This window comes from Pseudoduganella sp. GW821-FHT12E03, assembly GCF_058807115.1.
Genome location: NZ_JBXAQJ010000001.1, coordinates 146,015 through 161,900 on the forward strand (window position 1 = coordinate 146,015; position 15,886 = coordinate 161,900).

Here is a 15,886-nt window from a genome sequence, read left to right on the forward strand (position 1 = left end):
CAAGGCGGCGTTTGCCCAATTGTGGCATGGATTGCCAGTTGTGCCATAGGTGTTTTTATTGCTGCGCAAAATGTTGACGCACGGTAATATTATGGTTTCTTTATTCACTAATGTACTTACTTCTTGCAAGGAACCATGATGTCCACCGATGCGATTGCCATGACCAGTTCCGCCGACGCCGCCGAATACCTGGCCTTTACCCTGGGTAAAGAGGAATACGGCATCGATATTCAAAAAGTCAGTGAAATCCGCAGCTATGAAACGCCGACCCGGATTGCCAGCGCGCCGGAATTCGTCAAAGGCGTCATCAACCTGCGCGGCCTGATTGTCCCCATTGTCGATATGCGCATCAAGTTCGGCCTGGGCCAGCCCGGCTACAACGCGTTTACCGTGGTCATCATCCTGCATGTTGGCGGCCGCACGGTGGGCATGGTGGTCGACAGCGTGTCCGACGTGGCGATGCTGGCGCCGGACCAGATCAAGCCGGCGCCGGACATCGCTTCGGCCATGGCCACCGAATACATCACGGGCCTGGGCACGATCGAGGAACGCATGCTGATCCTGGTCGATATCGAAGGCTTGATGGGCTCGCCGGAGATGGGGCTGGCCGAGCCGCTGCGCAAGGCGGCGTAAGCGTATCAGCGCGGCACCAGCGCGGCATCAGCGGTGGTGCCGCCCGGTATTGCTCGACAGCAGCGCCGGAAAACGGTAGGCTGTCGTTTCGCGGCCATGTCCCCGCCGCTCCGCCACCACCGTGGTGGCCGCGCCACACCCTGTGGCGCCGCTATGTCCCCATCCCGCCATAGCTCCCGAGAAGTTTTCACGACCAGGAGCGAACAATGTTGAAAAAAATGACGGTAGGCGCGCGCCTGCTGCTGAGTTTCGTGTCGGTTACCGCGTTTGGCGCGATCGTCGCGGGGATCGGCATTTATAAAATGGCGCAAATGAACGAGCACGCGGAACTGGCGTACCAGCTCGATTTAATGGGAATTTCCCATATCAAAGATACCAATATTGAGCTGGCGTATATCGGCCGCGAGTTGCGTGGCGTGCTGCTGGCGCGCGACGACACGGGCCGTGGCAAGATGCGCGGGTTGCTGGAGACGCGGCGCAAGAACATGCATGCGTCGCTGGCCAAGGCCCGCCCGTTGTTTACCACCGATGAAGGCAAGGCCATGCTGGCCACCCTGGACAAGGCGCTGCCGGAATATGAAGCGGCAGTCGATGCCACCTTGCAAAAAGCCGCGCCCGGCACGCCGGAAGCGCACGACGAAGCCGTGCAACATGTGTTTACCGCGATCGCACCCAAGGTGGCGGTGGTCGATGGCATCCTGGAAAAACTCGGCGATATCAAGGAAAACAGTTCCGCCCAGTATGCGCAACTGTCGAAGGATAGCTACCAGTCCGGCCGTAACCTGATGCTTGGCCTGGTGCTGGCGTCGCTGGGCGCCGGTGCGCTGATGGGCGTGTTGCTGGCGCGCGCCCTGGGGCGCGATCTGGGCGGCGAGCCGGTTTACGCGCGGCGCATCGCCGGTGACATCGCGGCAGGCAACCTGGGCGGCAATATCGTGTTGCGCCAGGGCGATGACCGCAGCGTGCTGGCCGCCATGAAAACCATGCGCGACAGCTTGAGTGGGATCGTCAGCGAAGTGCGCACCGCATCGGACACGATTTCCACGGCGTCGGCGGAAATTGCCAGCGGTAATATGGATTTGTCATCGCGGACCGAGCAGCAAGCCAGTTCGCTGGAAGAAACCGCGTCGTCCATGGAAGAGTTGACCGGCACCGTACGCCAGAATGCGGAAAACGCGGAGCGCGCCAACCAGTTGGCGCAATCGGCGGCCCAGGTGGCGGTGCGCGGTGGCGCCGTGGTGGAGCGCGTGATGCAAACCATGGCGTCGATTAACGAATCGTCGGGCCGCATCGAAGCGATTATCGGCGTCATCGACGGCATCGCCTTCCAGACCAACATCCTGGCGCTGAACGCCGCCGTGGAGGCCGCGCGTGCCGGCGAACAGGGGCGTGGCTTTGCCGTGGTGGCGGCGGAAGTGCGCAACCTGGCGCAGCGCGCCGCCGCCGCGGCCAAGGAAATCAAGGGACTGATCGACGATTCCGTGGAAAAAGTCGGAGAAGGCGGCAAGCTGGTCGACCAGGCGGGCCAGACCATGGAAGAAATTGTCCGTTCCATCGAACGCGTGACCGGCATCATGGGCGAGATTGCCGACGCCAGCCGTGAGCAAACGCTGGGCATTGACCAGATCAACCAGGCGATTGCGCAAATGGATGAAACCACGCAGCAAAATGCGGCGCTGGTGGAGCAGGCCGCCGCCGCTGCGGGCGCCATGCAGGAACAGGCCGCCGCACTGGCCCAGGCGGTCAGCGTGTTCCGCATGGACGGTGTGCGCCATGCAGTCCATTTGTCGCTGGCCGCCTCCACCGAACGCGGCACGGCGCTGGCGCTGGCGCCGCAAGGGAGAATGTCGCGGCGGTTGCATAGCGTGTAACTGGCTGGCATGCGGCCTGCCGCAGACAATCGGCTGCGGCGCGTTGCGCGGTACATCGGGATACAGCGGAAAGCCGTTAACTGGCGCCGGCAGCCGCGCCGGGCGGGTTGTGTTGCGCGATTGCCTGCTGGGATAAGCGGTCGGCGTCGCCATTGCGGTGGCGCGGCACCCAGCGCAGCGTCACGCCGCCCAGCTGCGCCATCAGGGTGCGGACCTGGGCGCGGTATGCTTCTATGCCTTTGGCGGCCGCGCCGGCCGCGCCCACGTCGCCAATGACCACCTGGCTGTCGCCCGAGATTGCCAGCGGCGTGGCGCGGGCGGCACGCGCCGCTTCCAGCAGGGCGATTAACGCCAGGTATTCCGCATCGCTGCTGCTGCCATCGCCGGCGCGGCGGCTGATTTCCACCCGTTCACCGTGCGGCCCGCACAGCAGTGCGCCGATGCCGATCTTGCCGGGATTCGGGGTGGCGGAACCATCGAACCAGCCGCGCCAGCCGGCGCCGGCGGCGGGTTCGTGCCGGGCTTTGCGGGCCAGTTGCGCGGCGTGGCGCCGGGCGGCTTTGGCGGCGCGGCGCTGCTGGTCGAGATCGTTCAATGCAACGCGGTGGGCCAGCAAGGCCGCGACATCGGCAAAGCCGGCGCGCGTGGCCGCCTGCGCCAGCACGGCGTGCAGCGCCTGGGCTTCCGTGATGCCTTGCGCACGGGCCAGGCGGCGCGCGGCCACGCGTTCATTGTGAAAGGCGGACAGGCCGTCGTGGTTGGCAGTCATGGGAGAGCGGCGAAAAAAAACCGCCATCGTAGCAGATGGCGGCAGGGGGCAAGCAGGGCTTAATGCCGGCGCGGATTGTCCGGGCGCTCGTCGTAACGGTTCGGGACGCCGTCGCCATCGCGGTCGCGGTCACGGCGGTTCGGCACGCCGTCATTGTCGCGGTCCCGGTCATAACGGTCGGGGACCCCGTCATGGTCGCGGTCGCGGTCGCGGCCCTGGCGCTCATAACGGTCGGGGATCCCGTCGCGGTCGCGGTCGCGGCCCCGGCGCTCATAGCGGTCCGGAACGCCGTCGCGGTCGCGGTCTTCATAGCGGGCGTGGCGCTCATAACGGTCCCAGCGGCCATCTTCGCGCACCCAGCGGCCATCCCGTTCCAGCCAGCGTGGCGAGGTATACACGAAGCCTGGACGCTCGGCCATCCATTGGCCTGGCACCCATTCGTGGCGGTTGCCGCGCCATTCCCAGTACCCGCCGCTCCAGACATAACCGCGCCGTGGCGCGGGAATCACTTCATGGCGGGGAGGAGGCGGCGCAACGGTCGCATAATCCATGCGGATGTTGCCGCTGTTGAGTGAAATCCAGGTGCCTGGCTCCAGCCGCCAGCCGCTCGACTCGCGCACCCAGGTGCCGGGACGATATTGGTAGCCATGGCGTTCCGGTTCCCAGTGGCCGGATGCCCAGATGTGGCGGTGGCCGTTCCAGTTCCAATAACCCGGCACCCATACATAACCGCGGCGCGGTTGCGGGACGCTTTCGAAACGGGGTGGGGGCGGCGCATTGCCGATGACAAGGCTGACATCCACCTGGGCCAGCGCCGGGGCAGGCGCAGCGAAGCTGATGGCCAGCAACGCACATGCATATAGGGTGGGCTTGATCATGGTTTTCTCCAGTGTCATTGTCGCTGTAAATTCAATATAGCAAGCGACAATCCTGCGGAGAAAGAGAGATGCAACTTATTACAAAAGACACAGCGGCGCCACAAACATGTGTGCGCTTGCGAACAGACGAGTTAAAGGGGGAAAACGGTTCGCCTGCTACGCCAGCCGGGGCTGCGGTGCGTGCAGGCGAATGTTGTGGCGCATCATCGTTCAGATGCGGCTGGTGGCTTGGGAACCAGCCTTGCGTTCATCTTGCAGCGATTGCAGCTTTTGCTCGGCGGTCAGGCGCTTGGCGCTGACCACGATCACTTGCGTGTCTTTCACTGCGGCGTAGGCCAGGGTGGCCGGCGCTGCGGCGCTGGCGGTGACTGGCTGCGTTTCTTGTTCGTTGTCGATCACATAGTTGGCGGCGCATGCCAGGCCCAGGGTCACAACGAACAGGGCTTCAAAGTTTTTCAGGACGTTCATGATGGTTCCTTCCGTTTGTCGAGTTGTTGAATTGATTCGGTGTACTGCCTTTCGATGGTTGTACTTTAGCGAGCGCGGACGCAAGCGGCCACGGGATTGCGACGAGACGCAAATTTGACGGAATGAGTTGCAGGTAACGCGGATAAAGTGTTTTTTTCCACGCCCCCCGCTAGGCAAGGTGACACCATCACTGCGGGCGGGCGCATGCGACATCCATTTCAGCCATTTCAGTCATTACGTGCACTGTGCAATGCGCTGGCCGCGTGGGGCGTGCGGCGGCGGCGCCAGCGCAACTGGCGCGCCGGCGCTGTATCGGCGGCGGCAACGCCTTCCGCAGCCTCCGCACCCGCACCCTCAACCGCACCCACTGCATTTGCCGCGCCCCCGGCGCCGGCGGTCTATCGGTGGCGGCTGCCCGCATGGCCCACCGTGCTGGCAATCGTGGCGCCGGCATGCGCGGGTGCCGCCGTCATTGCCAGCCACGCCCTGCGGCTTGCCGATACCGGCGATACGGATGGTGGCGATACAGGCATTGCGGCGTATCGCGATGGCTTGCCTGGCGCGGTGATCGATGTGCCGGCGCAGGCGGGCGCCCATGTGATGACAGTGGCCGGTGGCCAGGTGCTGGCCTTGAATGGCATGCGCGGTCACGACCCGGTGCGGATCGACCTGTGCGGCCAGTTGCGCGCGGATGGCCGATTGCAACCATTGCGCCTGGGCCGGCACTGGGACGAATTGGCGGCGCGCGGCAAGTCCGTGCGCCATGCCTTGCTGATGTCGGGGGATGCTCCCGCCGTGCAAATTGACGGCAGGGCGGACCCGGAGGGAGCGTTGCGGCTGAGCTGGCGGGGGCTGCAGGCGTCCTGGGTGGCGCATGGGCGCGCGGGCAGTGGCAGCGCTGAAAGTCATGGTGAGCGCGCGGATGCCGGCGCTGGTTTCGGTGCAAGTGGAAGCGCAAGTGGAAGCGCAAGCGCAAGTGCGAGTGCGCGCGCCAGCGCCGGTGATGGCGAATTGTGGCGGCAAGGCTGGCTGGTCTGGGCTGGCGGCGCACTGCGCTTCGAGCGCCGGGCCGCCGCCGCGTGCCCTCAGGCGGGGGAACTGGTGGTGCAGCTGTTCCGACCGGCGGCGGCGCCGGCTGGGCGCTGCTGCACGGTGATGGCGTTTCCCCGGCACGGCGAAGTGGTGAGCGGGGTACTGCCGCCGGGACGGCACGTGGTGCCGGCCGCCCCGGTCACGCCGCGTTCCGCGCAGGAAGACCAGGCGCTGTTTGATGCGTTGCTGGCGCACGGCTTGTTGCGATTGCAGCCGGATGGCGTGCTCAGTGTCGCGCCCCGCGATGTGGCGGCATGGGCCGCCGCCGCGCCGCAAGACCGCGCCGTGCCGCTGGCAGGGTGGGACGGTGCGGCGCGCGGCGCCGATGCCATGCGCATCCTGAATCGCTTGTACCGGCAAGCGGATGGCGCGTACGTGCTGCGGCAAATTGATGTGTATAACAGCGAACGGTGCTTGCTGGCGTGGCGGGTGCCGCTGGCTGTTGCCGGGAAGCCTGCCGGTGATGGCGCATCGGCCGGCGGCATTGCCGGCGCCGCGGCGGGGGGACTCAACTCTTCCGGTGGATGGCAACTGCGGGCCGATGGCGCTGCGCTGGCCGATACCGGGGCGATGCCGGGCGCCGCCGCGCGCCTGTTTGCGGAATTGCCGCAAGGCTGGGCATCCTGGCGGCGCACCCCGGAGTGGCCGCAGGGCGCGGCGTTGTCGCTGGTTCATCCGGGCAGCGGCGCGCCGTTGCGGTTGATGGTGGCGGGCCGGATCGATGGCGTGCGCGGCGCGCGTATCCAGGCGCGGGTTGACGCCTGTACGGGCAATGGCTGCGCCACGCGGGCGGATGTCACGGAGCTGTGGCTGGAACCGGAGGGCGCCGGCCCGGTCACCGTCAGCGTGCGCCCGCTGGCGTCAGCCGTGGCGCCGGGCGATGCGCGCTATCGCCATATCCATGTCGAACGTGGCGCACCGGTTTGGCGCGCACTCGGCGGCGCCGGTGTTGCCGATACGCCGCGCCGTGTGAGCGAGGATCCGCAAGCGCTGGCCTACTCACCGGCGCACTCGCCGGGCCAGCCTCCGGGCCAGCCGCTGGGCCAATCGGTGCGGCAAGTCCGCATCGCCGACCGCAACGGCGCATCGCTGTGGTCCGATGGCGCCGCCGTGCGCGAGGCGCAGGCTGCGGGACTGTCCGCCATGCTGGGCGTGGCGCCGGAGCATGCGTCGGGCATCGCCGGCATGCTGGCCCGCATGCCCGGCGGCGGACCGCAGTCGGCGCTGCTGACGCTGGATTTGCCGTTGCAGCAGCGGGCGCAAGCCATCGTCGAGTGCATGGCATTACGGCGCGGCCGATGGGATGGCGCCGCCTGCAGCGGCGGCACCGCGCCGCCGGCGGGACGGCAGGCCGGCCTGGTGCTGCTGGACGCCCACAGTGGCGCCATCCTGGCGGCGGCCGGCGCGGGCAATGCACCTGCGGGCGCCTTCAACTGGGCTGAAGTGCGCGACTTCGACCGCGCCAATCCCGCGCGCAGCCCGCTGCGCATTCCCGCGTGGCAGCATGACGGCGGTATCCACCGCAGCCCCGGCTCCACCTTCAAGGTGGTCAGCGCGCTGGGCCTGGAACTGGCCGCGCGCCATGACAGCGAGCTCGATGCACTGCTTGAAGGCATGGCCCCGGACGGCATCAACCGCATGGCCCGCGCGCGCGGTTATGACTTCGGCACCGCGTCGCCGGCGTATCCGGCCAATGGGCGCGCCCACATCACCAATTACCGCGAACAGGGACTGGAACACCGCGCGCAAGATGGCAAGCTGGGCTTGCGGCAGGCGCTGGCGTACAGCCAGAACACGTGGTTTGCATGGGCTGCGGAATGGAGCGACCACAGCCTGCTGGGATTGCCGGAAGGCGGTATGCCGGATGTGCAGGCGCTGGAGCCCGGCGCGCTCGATACGGTGCGGCCGGTGGCCGCCGCCGCGCGCCGGCTTGGCTTCGGCGCCGCCATGCGCCTCGATGGCGGCTTGCTGCCGCCCGGCTACCGCTGGTCCGCCTATGATGCGCTGCAAGCCACGCCCTCCCGTATCGACCCGATTGAAACCCGGCATGAAGTGCGGCAAATGGCGATCGGCTTGCGCATGCAGGCGACGCCCTTGCAGATGGCGCTGGTGTCGGGCGCCATCGGCGAAGGGGCGGTCGTGGCGCCGCGCGTGCTGCAGGCGTTGAATGAGCGCGCCGCCGCGCCGGCGCGGCCGCTGCCGCTGGCGGTACGGCGGGACCGCATCCAGGCCGGCATGAAAGGGGTGATCGACAGCGGCACGGCCGCCGGTGTGTTTGGCGGACCGGCGCTGGCAACCGTACGGCGTGGCCTGTATGGCAAGACCGGCACCGCCCCCACGGGGGAAGGGGCCGCCACTGTCTGGTTCACGGGCTGGCTGGAACCGGGCACGTTGCCGGGGCAGGTGCATCGGCTGGCATTCGCGGTCTTTGTCAGTCACTCGGAAGCCAGCGGCGGCGAACACGCGGCGCCGGTCATCGCGGCGCTGCTGGGGGACGGCGTGGTCCGCGCACGGATCGGCCACATCGGGGGAACAGAAGGGGAAATTGCCGCATATCCATTGAAATGAGCGGAAGGCCGCCATGGCATCATCGTGCAGACTCCGCCGCAGTCCGCGCCTCTTGCGCGTTCCGGCAGGGTGCAAGGACAGGGAATGCGGTTGCCGGGAACACGATACCAGGAACATGGATGGGAGCATGTGCGCAAGCTGCTGGGCCGCTGTTCGCTGGCCGTGTTTACCCGCCAGCCGATGGACGCGCTGCTGGAGCCCGCGCGCAGGCCCGATGCGCTGGATGACTATCTCGAGGCGATGGCGCAGCAATTACGCGCGCCGCGCCACCAGGCGCAGGCCGCCATGCCCGGCAACAGCTATGGCGACACGGCGGGCGAACTGGCGTGCGCGCTGCTTTTTGAATTGCGGGTGCAGCCATCGTGCTGGGATGGCCTGTGCGCCGCCATCAGCGCGGAACACGCGCGCCACGGCGCTTTCTGGCAAGGCGACGCGGGCCATGCCATGTTGCGCAAGAAAGCCAACGACATGTATTCGGTGCTGCGGGACAAGGCCGATGCGGATGCCTGCCAGGCCGCCACCGGCCATCCCTGCACGCCGAACCGCATGTATACCTACCGCATGCTCGATACCGCTTATGGCGAGATCGCCCGCCTATTCGCCAACTGGCGCCACTGTGCGGCGCAGGTGGCCGATATCCTGGGCGATGCACCCGGCCTGACGCCGCAGTTGGATTCGCACCTGGATTCGGGGCCGATGGCGGGCGGCATGCCGGCCGCCGCGCGCCAGATGCAATCGATCGCCGATTGCCGCGCCGAGTGGATCATCCGCTGGAGCGCCACCCTTGAACGCCATACGGGCGCGCCGGGACCGTTGCACACCAGATCCAAACGTTTTGCCAGCCTGAAAAACCAGCCGCTGGCGATTGCCGCGATGCTGGAGGAAATCGGAGAATATGAAGCGCTGTCCGCCAACATGGGGGCGCTGGGACAGGTGCGCAGCGATGAAGACGAGGCGGCGCTGTGGCTGGAAGATTACTGGCGCGTGGTGGCGGAATCCGAAGCGGCGTATGGCGCTGATGACGGCGCTGATGATGGCGCCGGCGCCGCCGCGGACAGTGGCGGCGACACGCTGGACACGCCGGAACCCGATTTGCTCGATACCTTGCTGGCGCCGTCCGGCGCCGGATTGACGCACGATGGCGGTGATGGCGGTGAGGACGACGGCCACGATGAGGACGCCGGCGCGGAATATGCCGCTGCCGCTGCCGCTGGTCCCGGCGCCGGGGAGGGCGATGGCGACGAGGTTTCCCTGTCCCCCAGCTTTGTTAACCAGGCGGAACAAGCTGCGGCGGGACAGGTGACAGCCATCCTGGCCGGCGTCTCGCTGCCGGTGCGGCTGGCCGTGTATCACGCGCTGCTCGGGGCGCGCGACGACAGTTATCCCGCCGCGTGGCTGGACCCGGCGACCGGGGAATTGCCGGCATTGCGGCAACTGGCCGCGCTCGATGGCATCTCGATGCCGACCTTGCGCAAGCGCCGCAATGAAGCGATGGCGCTGTTGCAGCAGGCGGCCGCCAGTGGCGCCTATGGAAAGGGACAACGATGATGGATGACAAAGTACTGGAACAGGCCTTGCTGGCGCGCGCGGCGCCTGGCGACCGGCTGATGCTGGCCGATGCCGTGCTGCTGGCCGCGCTCGACGGCAGCCGCCCGCTGGCGCCGGCCGAACGGCGCGTCCTGCAGGCATCGCCGCTAACCTTGCGCCGCTTCCGGCACCTGGCGCTGCAGCGGCGCGCCGCCGCCGGCCTGTCCCGGCAGCCGGCCGCCAATGATGCCTGGTGGGATGGCAGCGGGGGGATGCTGCGCGCCGCCGCCAGTGCCGCCGTGCTGGAAGAGCTGGTGACGGATGACGGCTATTGGGCCCTGCATTTCGTACCCGACGGGAGCGCCGGCTGGCAGTTGATCGTGCAGCTCGATGCGCAGGCGCCGTTTGCCGGGCGGCTGTTGCGCGATCGTCCGCTGCTGCGCGTGGTCGATGGCGGCGGGGCGATCCTGCTGCAGGGCAGGCTCGATGCGGATGGCGAGTGCGAGCGGCCCTGGCCCTTTGAACTGGCGCCGATGGCGCATTTCCAGCTCTATGGCGCGACCTTCACCATCGAGCCGTGCACGTGACCAGCGCCATGTTCGGATTCGGCAAACCTCCCTCCGCCGTGCAGGACGCGCCGCTCGGTACCGCGCTGGTGGCGCTGCGCGTGCACGGCGAGGTGCGCCTGCCTCCGGGCTGCGTGGAACTGGTGTTCAGCGCGGCGGGCCAGGCGCGCCGCGCGCCGCACAGCCGCGCCGGCAAAGGGGAAATTGCCGTCGCCTATCATCCCGGCCCCTATGAAACCGTGTTGGCGCCCTTTGACGGCGCGCCGGAAATCGGCTTGCGGCTGCGCTACCTGGCCGATGCCGCCGATCCGCGCGTGGCGCAGCAGCGCTTCGACCTGTTTTTGTTCAGCGAAGCGGGCGAGACGCTGCCAGCCGAATCGCTGCACCAGGCCACCGCCGCCGCCGTGCGCGATGCGCTGGCGCAGGGCGCGCTGGAGTTGCCGGCTTGCACCACCGTGGAGGAATGGCATGGATTCCGCGCCGGCCTCAATGAATTGCTGTATACGCGTTTTGGCTTGACGGTGGACGATTGCGTGCCGGTCGATCTGGGGGCCGTGTGCGACTACGCCGAACTGCTGCGCGCGCGCGCGGGGCAAGCCGCCGATGCGGCCGGCGCGGCTATCCGGATGCCTGCCGGCGCGCCAGCGCCTGCGCCGGCGGGCGCACGGGATGGGCTTGGCGCCGGTGAACCGGCTGGCGCGCAGGCCGGCGCCTGGCAGAATCCGGCAATCAGCGCTGCGGGCAACGGCTCGGATGAGCGTACAACAACATCACGGGCGGTTGCGGCATTCGGCGCCAGCGCCGGCATGCCGGCCGGGCCCGGCAAGGCGGATGCATGCCCTGCCGGTACTGAAGCCACTGCCGCCGCCGCTTCCGCTGCTGCCGCCGCCGCTACTGCTCCTGCTGCAACTGCGGCAACTGCCACCACTGCCACCACTGCCACAACTGCCACAACTGCCGCCACTGCTGCAACTGCCGTCACTGCGGCAACTGCCACAACTACCGCAACTGGCGAAACTGCCGCAACTGGCGCCGCGTTATCCCGCCTTCCGCCTGAAGCTGCGGCGCTGTCTGCAACCGATGCACGCAGCGGGCATGTTGCTGTTGCAGGCGCCGGGACTGCGCTAGGCACTGGCGCCACGGTCCGGCCAGACGGCTCAGCGACGGCCGGAGCCTGCACGCGGTTATTCCCGCTATCCGGGGCGCCTGCCGCCGACGCCGACGCACACGCGCTGCGCCGCCTGTTCCTGGAATTGCCGGCATGGTCGGCCGGCGTGCGCAGGCTGGCGCTGCCGTCCGGCGCCGCTGCAGCGCGGCGCGACGTGCTGCAGCGTTGCGCATTGGCCGTACTGGACGTCAACACCATGCCGTCGCTGGCCTGGGCTGCCCCCGGCCGTCCGCTGGCGGCCGCATCGCAGGCGCGGCGCGCGGCCCACAGTGTGATGGCGGCCCAGGCGCTGGACCAGGCCTGGGCCTTGCTGGCGCGCTGGCGCCTGGCAACGCAGGAGCGTGCCGCCACATCCACCGAGGGCGCGGGTGGGCAGGCGGCGCCGCTGACAGACCAGAACGCGACTGCCGGCACGGCGTGTGCCGCCGCGCATGCGGCGTTGCTGGACGAAGCGGACCGTCTGACGGCCAACCTGGCCTTCCATCTGGCGGCGCGCCGCGCCATCGTGGACGAGGCCGGACCGGGACCGGCACGCAAGGAGCCGCAACTGTGACGACCTCCCACCCATTGCAGCGTCCCGCCAGCATCGAGTGCCGCACCCTGCTGGCCGATGGTCGCCTTGCCGTCATCACCGCCAGCCGCCGGGCACGCGCCAATCGCGCCGACGTCAAATGCGCGGTTCCCGGCGCGCCCGCGCTGGCAACGCGCATGCAGCAAGTGGTGCGGCTGGCGCGCCATACGGAAGCGCGCTTCGACAGCCGCGAACAAGTGGTGCTCAGCCTCGATTGCGCCCCGCTGGCAAGCGACCGTGGCTGGGAACTGGCGGCGGTGCTGGCCGACCGCATGGCGCGCGGCGTTTGGCGGCCGGGCCAGGGCCTGGTCGCCGCCCATGGCTGGTCCGATGCGTGGCACCAGGGCACGGCCATCACCAGCGGTGGCAATGCCGCCGCTACGCTGGCGCAATTGCTGCCGGATGCGCTGGTGCTACGCGGCGCGCTGGCAACCGGCGCACCCGATGCACCCGGCGTACCCGGCGTACCCGGCGCGAACGTGCAGGCCTTGCCGCACCTCGGCGCGCTGACCGGCCACACCGACCCCGCCGCCATCGTCTCGACCGCCCGCGCCTGGTTTCCCCTGCACAGCGGCGGCGTCCATGACAGCCTGGCCTGGGTGGAAGTCAGCGTGGCGCCGTTGCCGGCGGAGGCACAGGGATGGGATGAGGAAGACACGATTGCAGTGCCGGAACTCAATGCCACCGGTCAACTCGCCATCCGGCAAGCGCTGGCGGCCGCGCGCCATTTCGACGGCCGCGCGCTGGGCCGCTGGCGTACCGCCGTGCGGTTCAGCGAGACCCGTTTCCAGGGCAATTCCTATGAACTGGCGCTGGTGATGGCGGACCGCCTGGCGCGCGGACGGGAATTCGTGCCGCGCGGCAGGTTGATTGCAACCGGCTGTTCCGGCGCATGGCATGCCGGACGGGTTGATGCTGTGCAGGAACTGGGCGCCAAACTTGCGCTGATTGCAGCGCAGGCGGCGCCGGGTGACCGCATATTGCTGCCAGAAGGTAACATTTCCAGTGAAATTGCCGATACAGTACTAGCCGAAGTGAAACATGCGATACAGGCACGGGGCGCCACCATGGCCCGCATCGCACGGATCGGCATGATTTGAAGCCGCCCGCGCCTGCTAAAATCAAAGCAGGGCGCGGCGCGAGATAAAGTTGCAACAGGGAGACAACATGTTCCAGATGTTTGGATTTGGCGGCGCCAGGTGCCCGCGCTGCAATCAGAAAACCGCGAATGGACCCGATGCCGGTTCGGGACAGGAGGCCGCTTATTGCGGCCATTGCGGCTTGAGCCTGGGGGCGCCGCGCAGCGAACCGGTGCTGCGCGATAACCGCTGGATCCCCGCCGATGACGAGTTGGCGGTGTATTTCGGCATCAACGCCCTGTCCGGCATGTTCAATAAAATCCTGCGGGTGCCGGCCGCCACCCGGGCGTACATCCTGCAAGGCGGACAAGCCACGGAAGTGCCGCAGGGTGAATACGAACTGGAAAGTTTCTTCACCCGCTTGAATAACCTGTTGCGCGACCAGCATGCGGAAATCCTGATTACCCGCAGCGCGCCGCTGCCGGTGGACTTCGCGTTCAGCGATTTGCACTCGGCGGAATACCTGAAAGTTTCCGCGCGCTTTACGGTCGCGGTCCGGGTGGAGCACGTGCCGGCCTTCGCGCAGCATTTCATGACCACGCCGGGCGCCGTCACCACCTTGCAACTGCACGATCTGCTGGCTCCCTCGGTGCGCCAGGTGGCGGCTGAATTCATCGGTGGCCGCTCGATGCGCGACATGGGCAAAGACCCGGCCTTGCGCGCGCAGCTCGATGAACGGCTGCAGTCGGCGCTGCGCCTGCGGCTGGCCGACTTCGGCCTGGCCGCGGTGGAAGTGCAGACCCTGGCGCTGCGCCACGATAAATTCGACGCGAACCGGGAGCGGATTGGTTCGCTGTGGCTGGTGGCGGACGAACGCCACGTCCAGCTGGAGCACGTCAAGCAGCTCGATGAACTGTATAACGACGAAGAGTGGCAGGCGCTGGCGCGCGAAGAACGGAAAATGCGCACCGATTACCGGCGCGCCGAATTGCGCCAGGACGCGGCGGTCGGCAAGGCGGAACTGGCGCTGCAGGAAGCCGAACGCATGCAGGGCCTGCGGGCGCGCGAACTGGACTTGTACGCGCGCATAGCGGAATCGGCTAACCGCCAGAGCGCCATCGACAAAGGCGCGGGCGCGGAATTGGCGGCGCTCGAGCATGAACTGGCGCGCAAGAAAATGGGGCGGCTGGGCGAGGCGGCGGCGTGGGAGCAGGTGCGCCAACTGGCGCAAATCAAGCTGCGCACCGAACTGGAAGTGGCGCAGCAAGCCGCGCATGAAGAACGGCAGCTGGCCAGGCAGCGCTTCAGCCACCAGCTGCACATGCAGCAAATCCATAACCAGGTGGCGCAGGCGCTGCTGGTGGAAGATGAAGCACACCGCCGGGCGCTGTTGCTGCGCCTGCGGCAGGAAGAACTGGCGGCCCGCGATCGTGACGCCGCACTGGAAACCGAGCACCACATCGCCCGCCAGCAAGGCCTGGAATTTGCCAATGCCGCGCGCAAGCGCGAAGCGGAGCGGGTGCAGGAATGGGAAGACCGGCAGCACCTGATGCATTTGCGCGAGCTGGCGCGCACGGAAGAGGTCAAGGATGCCGCCGGCGACGTCCAGGTGGCCGAAGTGCGGCAGCGCCTCGACCAGTTGCGGCGCGAAGGCGCGGCGCAGGACGCCCTGGCCCAGCACGAAAAGCTGTTGCGCACCATCGAAGCGGACGGTGTGCATGGCCGCCAGAACCAGGCCCTGGCGCGCCAGGCCATGCTGGACCAGTTGGCGGTCGATGAACAGCGCCAGGCGCTGGCCCAGCGCGAACGCGAAGCGGAATGGCAGCGCGAATTGCGCCTGCGCGAGCACGAACGCGAAGCGCACTATGCGCAATGGAAGGGTGAACACGATACCTTGCTGGCGCAGCAGGCGCACAGCATGGAACTGGCGCGGCTGGAAGTGGCGCGGGTGGAAACCATCGGCCAGTTGTCCGACAGCGGCAAGCTGGCCCTGGCGCCGGGACAGAATGCCGCCGTGCTGGGCCAGTGGATGCGGGAACAGGTGCGCGCGGGCATGAGCCCGGACCAGTTGCGCGCCATGGCCGAAGTGGTGGGCGCCGAACACAGTGTCAGTCCGCTCGATGCGCTGCGCATGGCGCAGGAGCAGATCGCGGCCGAGCGCCAGCACCGCGATGCGCAGGAAGCCAAGGACCGCCAGCACCAGCTGCACTTGCTGCAACAGCAAAACGCCACCCATGCGCATGCCTTGCACGCGCAAATGCAACTGGGCACGGCGGTGGCGCAGGGCATGGCGGGCCGGACTGGCGCGGTTGCGCCGCCGGCCGACGCCGCCCATGTGCACGCCGCGCCGGTGTCGTACGCGCCGCACGGTACGCCGCATGGCCAGTTTGTGCCTGCGCACGTGGTGTCCGGCCAGTTCGTCGCCACGCAAGCGGCGTTGGCGGCCACGCCGGTTGCGGCGCCGTCGGGGGGGCAAAGAACTTGCGCGCACGGCCACGTGACGCCAGCCAGCCGCCCCGATGCGAAATTCTGCGCCGACTGCGGCGCGCCGCTGCCGCCGGTGGCTTAAGTGGGTCACCTGGCAACGGATCGCGGCATGCAAGCGCGCCTTTTCGCCCCCTGTGGCGTTGCAAATCCTCGCGGTGGGCCGCTGTCGCCGCAACTGGTGCCTGGCCTGGCGCAAAGAACCATGGCTT

11 protein-coding genes are annotated in these 15,886 nt (G+C 67.9%); 8 read left to right on the forward strand and 3 right to left on the reverse strand.

What is annotated here, in order from left to right; genetic code table 11:
- Positions 1-135: 135 nt before the first annotated feature.
- Both AC1RRC_RS00620 and AC1RRC_RS00625 read left to right on the forward strand, forming a co-directional pair.
- Positions 136-633, forward strand: coding sequence for a chemotaxis protein CheW (locus tag AC1RRC_RS00620; protein ID WP_493053301.1), 498 nt, complete (start codon positions 136-138; stop codon positions 631-633).
- Positions 634-839: 206 nt separating this feature from the next.
- Positions 840-2,504 (forward strand): methyl-accepting chemotaxis protein, encoded by a 1,665-nt coding sequence (locus AC1RRC_RS00625; protein ID WP_493053302.1) that lies wholly within the window; start codon positions 840-842, stop codon positions 2,502-2,504.
- Positions 2,505-2,580: 76 nt separating this feature from the next.
- Here AC1RRC_RS00625 and AC1RRC_RS00630 read toward each other — a convergent pair whose 3' ends face one another.
- The 3 genes from AC1RRC_RS00630 to AC1RRC_RS00640 form a co-directional block, all read right to left on the reverse strand.
- On the reverse strand, positions 2,581-3,273 hold the full coding sequence (locus AC1RRC_RS00630; protein ID WP_493053303.1) for a reverse transcriptase-like protein: 693 nt from the start codon (positions 3,271-3,273) through the stop codon (positions 2,581-2,583).
- A gap of 59 nt (positions 3,274-3,332) precedes the next feature.
- The gene (locus AC1RRC_RS00635) at positions 3,333-4,151 is read right to left on the reverse strand and encodes a YXWGXW repeat-containing protein (RefSeq protein WP_493053304.1); all 819 of its coding nucleotides are present in this window, start codon (positions 4,149-4,151) and stop codon (positions 3,333-3,335) included.
- A gap of 210 nt (positions 4,152-4,361) precedes the next feature.
- On the reverse strand, positions 4,362-4,619 hold the full coding sequence (locus AC1RRC_RS00640; protein WP_493053305.1) for a hypothetical protein: 258 nt from the start codon (positions 4,617-4,619) through the stop codon (positions 4,362-4,364).
- Between the two features lie 204 nt (positions 4,620-4,823).
- Here AC1RRC_RS00640 and AC1RRC_RS00645 point away from each other — a divergent pair, with 204 nt between their 5' ends.
- From AC1RRC_RS00645 to AC1RRC_RS00670, 6 genes are all read left to right on the forward strand, one after another.
- Positions 4,824-8,279 carry a penicillin-binding transpeptidase domain-containing protein gene (locus AC1RRC_RS00645; RefSeq protein WP_493053306.1) on the forward strand — a complete coding sequence of 1,152 codons (3,456 nt, stop codon included), beginning with the start codon at positions 4,824-4,826 and terminating at the stop codon, positions 8,277-8,279.
- Positions 8,280-8,363: 84 nt separating this feature from the next.
- Positions 8,364-9,827, forward strand: a complete 1,464-nt coding sequence (locus AC1RRC_RS00650) for a hypothetical protein (protein WP_493053307.1) — start codon at positions 8,364-8,366, stop codon at positions 9,825-9,827.
- Complete coding sequence (locus AC1RRC_RS00655; RefSeq protein ID WP_493053308.1) at positions 9,824-10,393, forward strand: hypothetical protein; 570 nt, start codon at positions 9,824-9,826, stop codon at positions 10,391-10,393. Before AC1RRC_RS00650 ends, AC1RRC_RS00655 begins: the two co-directional genes overlap by 4 nt.
- Positions 10,390-12,093 carry a hypothetical protein gene (locus AC1RRC_RS00660; protein WP_493053309.1) on the forward strand — a complete coding sequence of 568 codons (1,704 nt, stop codon included), beginning with the start codon at positions 10,390-10,392 and terminating at the stop codon, positions 12,091-12,093. The genes AC1RRC_RS00655 and AC1RRC_RS00660 overlap by 4 nt, the downstream gene beginning before the upstream one ends.
- On the forward strand, positions 12,090-13,211 hold the full coding sequence (locus tag AC1RRC_RS00665; protein ID WP_493053310.1) for a hypothetical protein: 1,122 nt from the start codon (positions 12,090-12,092) through the stop codon (positions 13,209-13,211). The genes AC1RRC_RS00660 and AC1RRC_RS00665 overlap by 4 nt, the downstream gene beginning before the upstream one ends.
- A gap of 67 nt (positions 13,212-13,278) precedes the next feature.
- Positions 13,279-15,759, forward strand: coding sequence for a coiled-coil domain-containing protein (locus tag AC1RRC_RS00670; protein WP_493053311.1), 2,481 nt, complete (start codon positions 13,279-13,281; stop codon positions 15,757-15,759).
- Positions 15,760-15,886: the final 127 nt, after the last annotated feature.

What these genes read in the sequence shown, in the direction of transcription:
- AC1RRC_RS00630 (WP_493053303.1), bottom strand. Translation starts at nt 3,273, where the DNA reads ATGACTGCCAACCACGACGGCCTGTCCGCCTTTCACAATGAACGCGTG.
- AC1RRC_RS00625 (WP_493053302.1), top strand. Translation starts at nt 840, where the DNA reads ATGTTGAAAAAAATGACGGTAGGCGCGCGCCTGCTGCTGAGTTTCGTG.
- AC1RRC_RS00620 (WP_493053301.1), top strand. Translation starts at nt 136, where the DNA reads ATGATGTCCACCGATGCGATTGCCATGACCAGTTCCGCCGACGCCGCC.
- AC1RRC_RS00635 (WP_493053304.1), bottom strand. Translation starts at nt 4,151, where the DNA reads ATGATCAAGCCCACCCTATATGCATGTGCGTTGCTGGCCATCAGCTTC.
- AC1RRC_RS00645 (WP_493053306.1), top strand. Translation starts at nt 4,824, where the DNA reads ATGCGACATCCATTTCAGCCATTTCAGTCATTACGTGCACTGTGCAAT.
- AC1RRC_RS00650 (WP_493053307.1), top strand. Translation starts at nt 8,364, where the DNA reads ATGCGGTTGCCGGGAACACGATACCAGGAACATGGATGGGAGCATGTG.
- AC1RRC_RS00670 (WP_493053311.1), top strand. Translation starts at nt 13,279, where the DNA reads ATGTTCCAGATGTTTGGATTTGGCGGCGCCAGGTGCCCGCGCTGCAAT.
- AC1RRC_RS00640 (WP_493053305.1), bottom strand. Translation starts at nt 4,619, where the DNA reads ATGAACGTCCTGAAAAACTTTGAAGCCCTGTTCGTTGTGACCCTGGGC.
- AC1RRC_RS00655 (WP_493053308.1), top strand. Translation starts at nt 9,824, where the DNA reads ATGATGGATGACAAAGTACTGGAACAGGCCTTGCTGGCGCGCGCGGCG.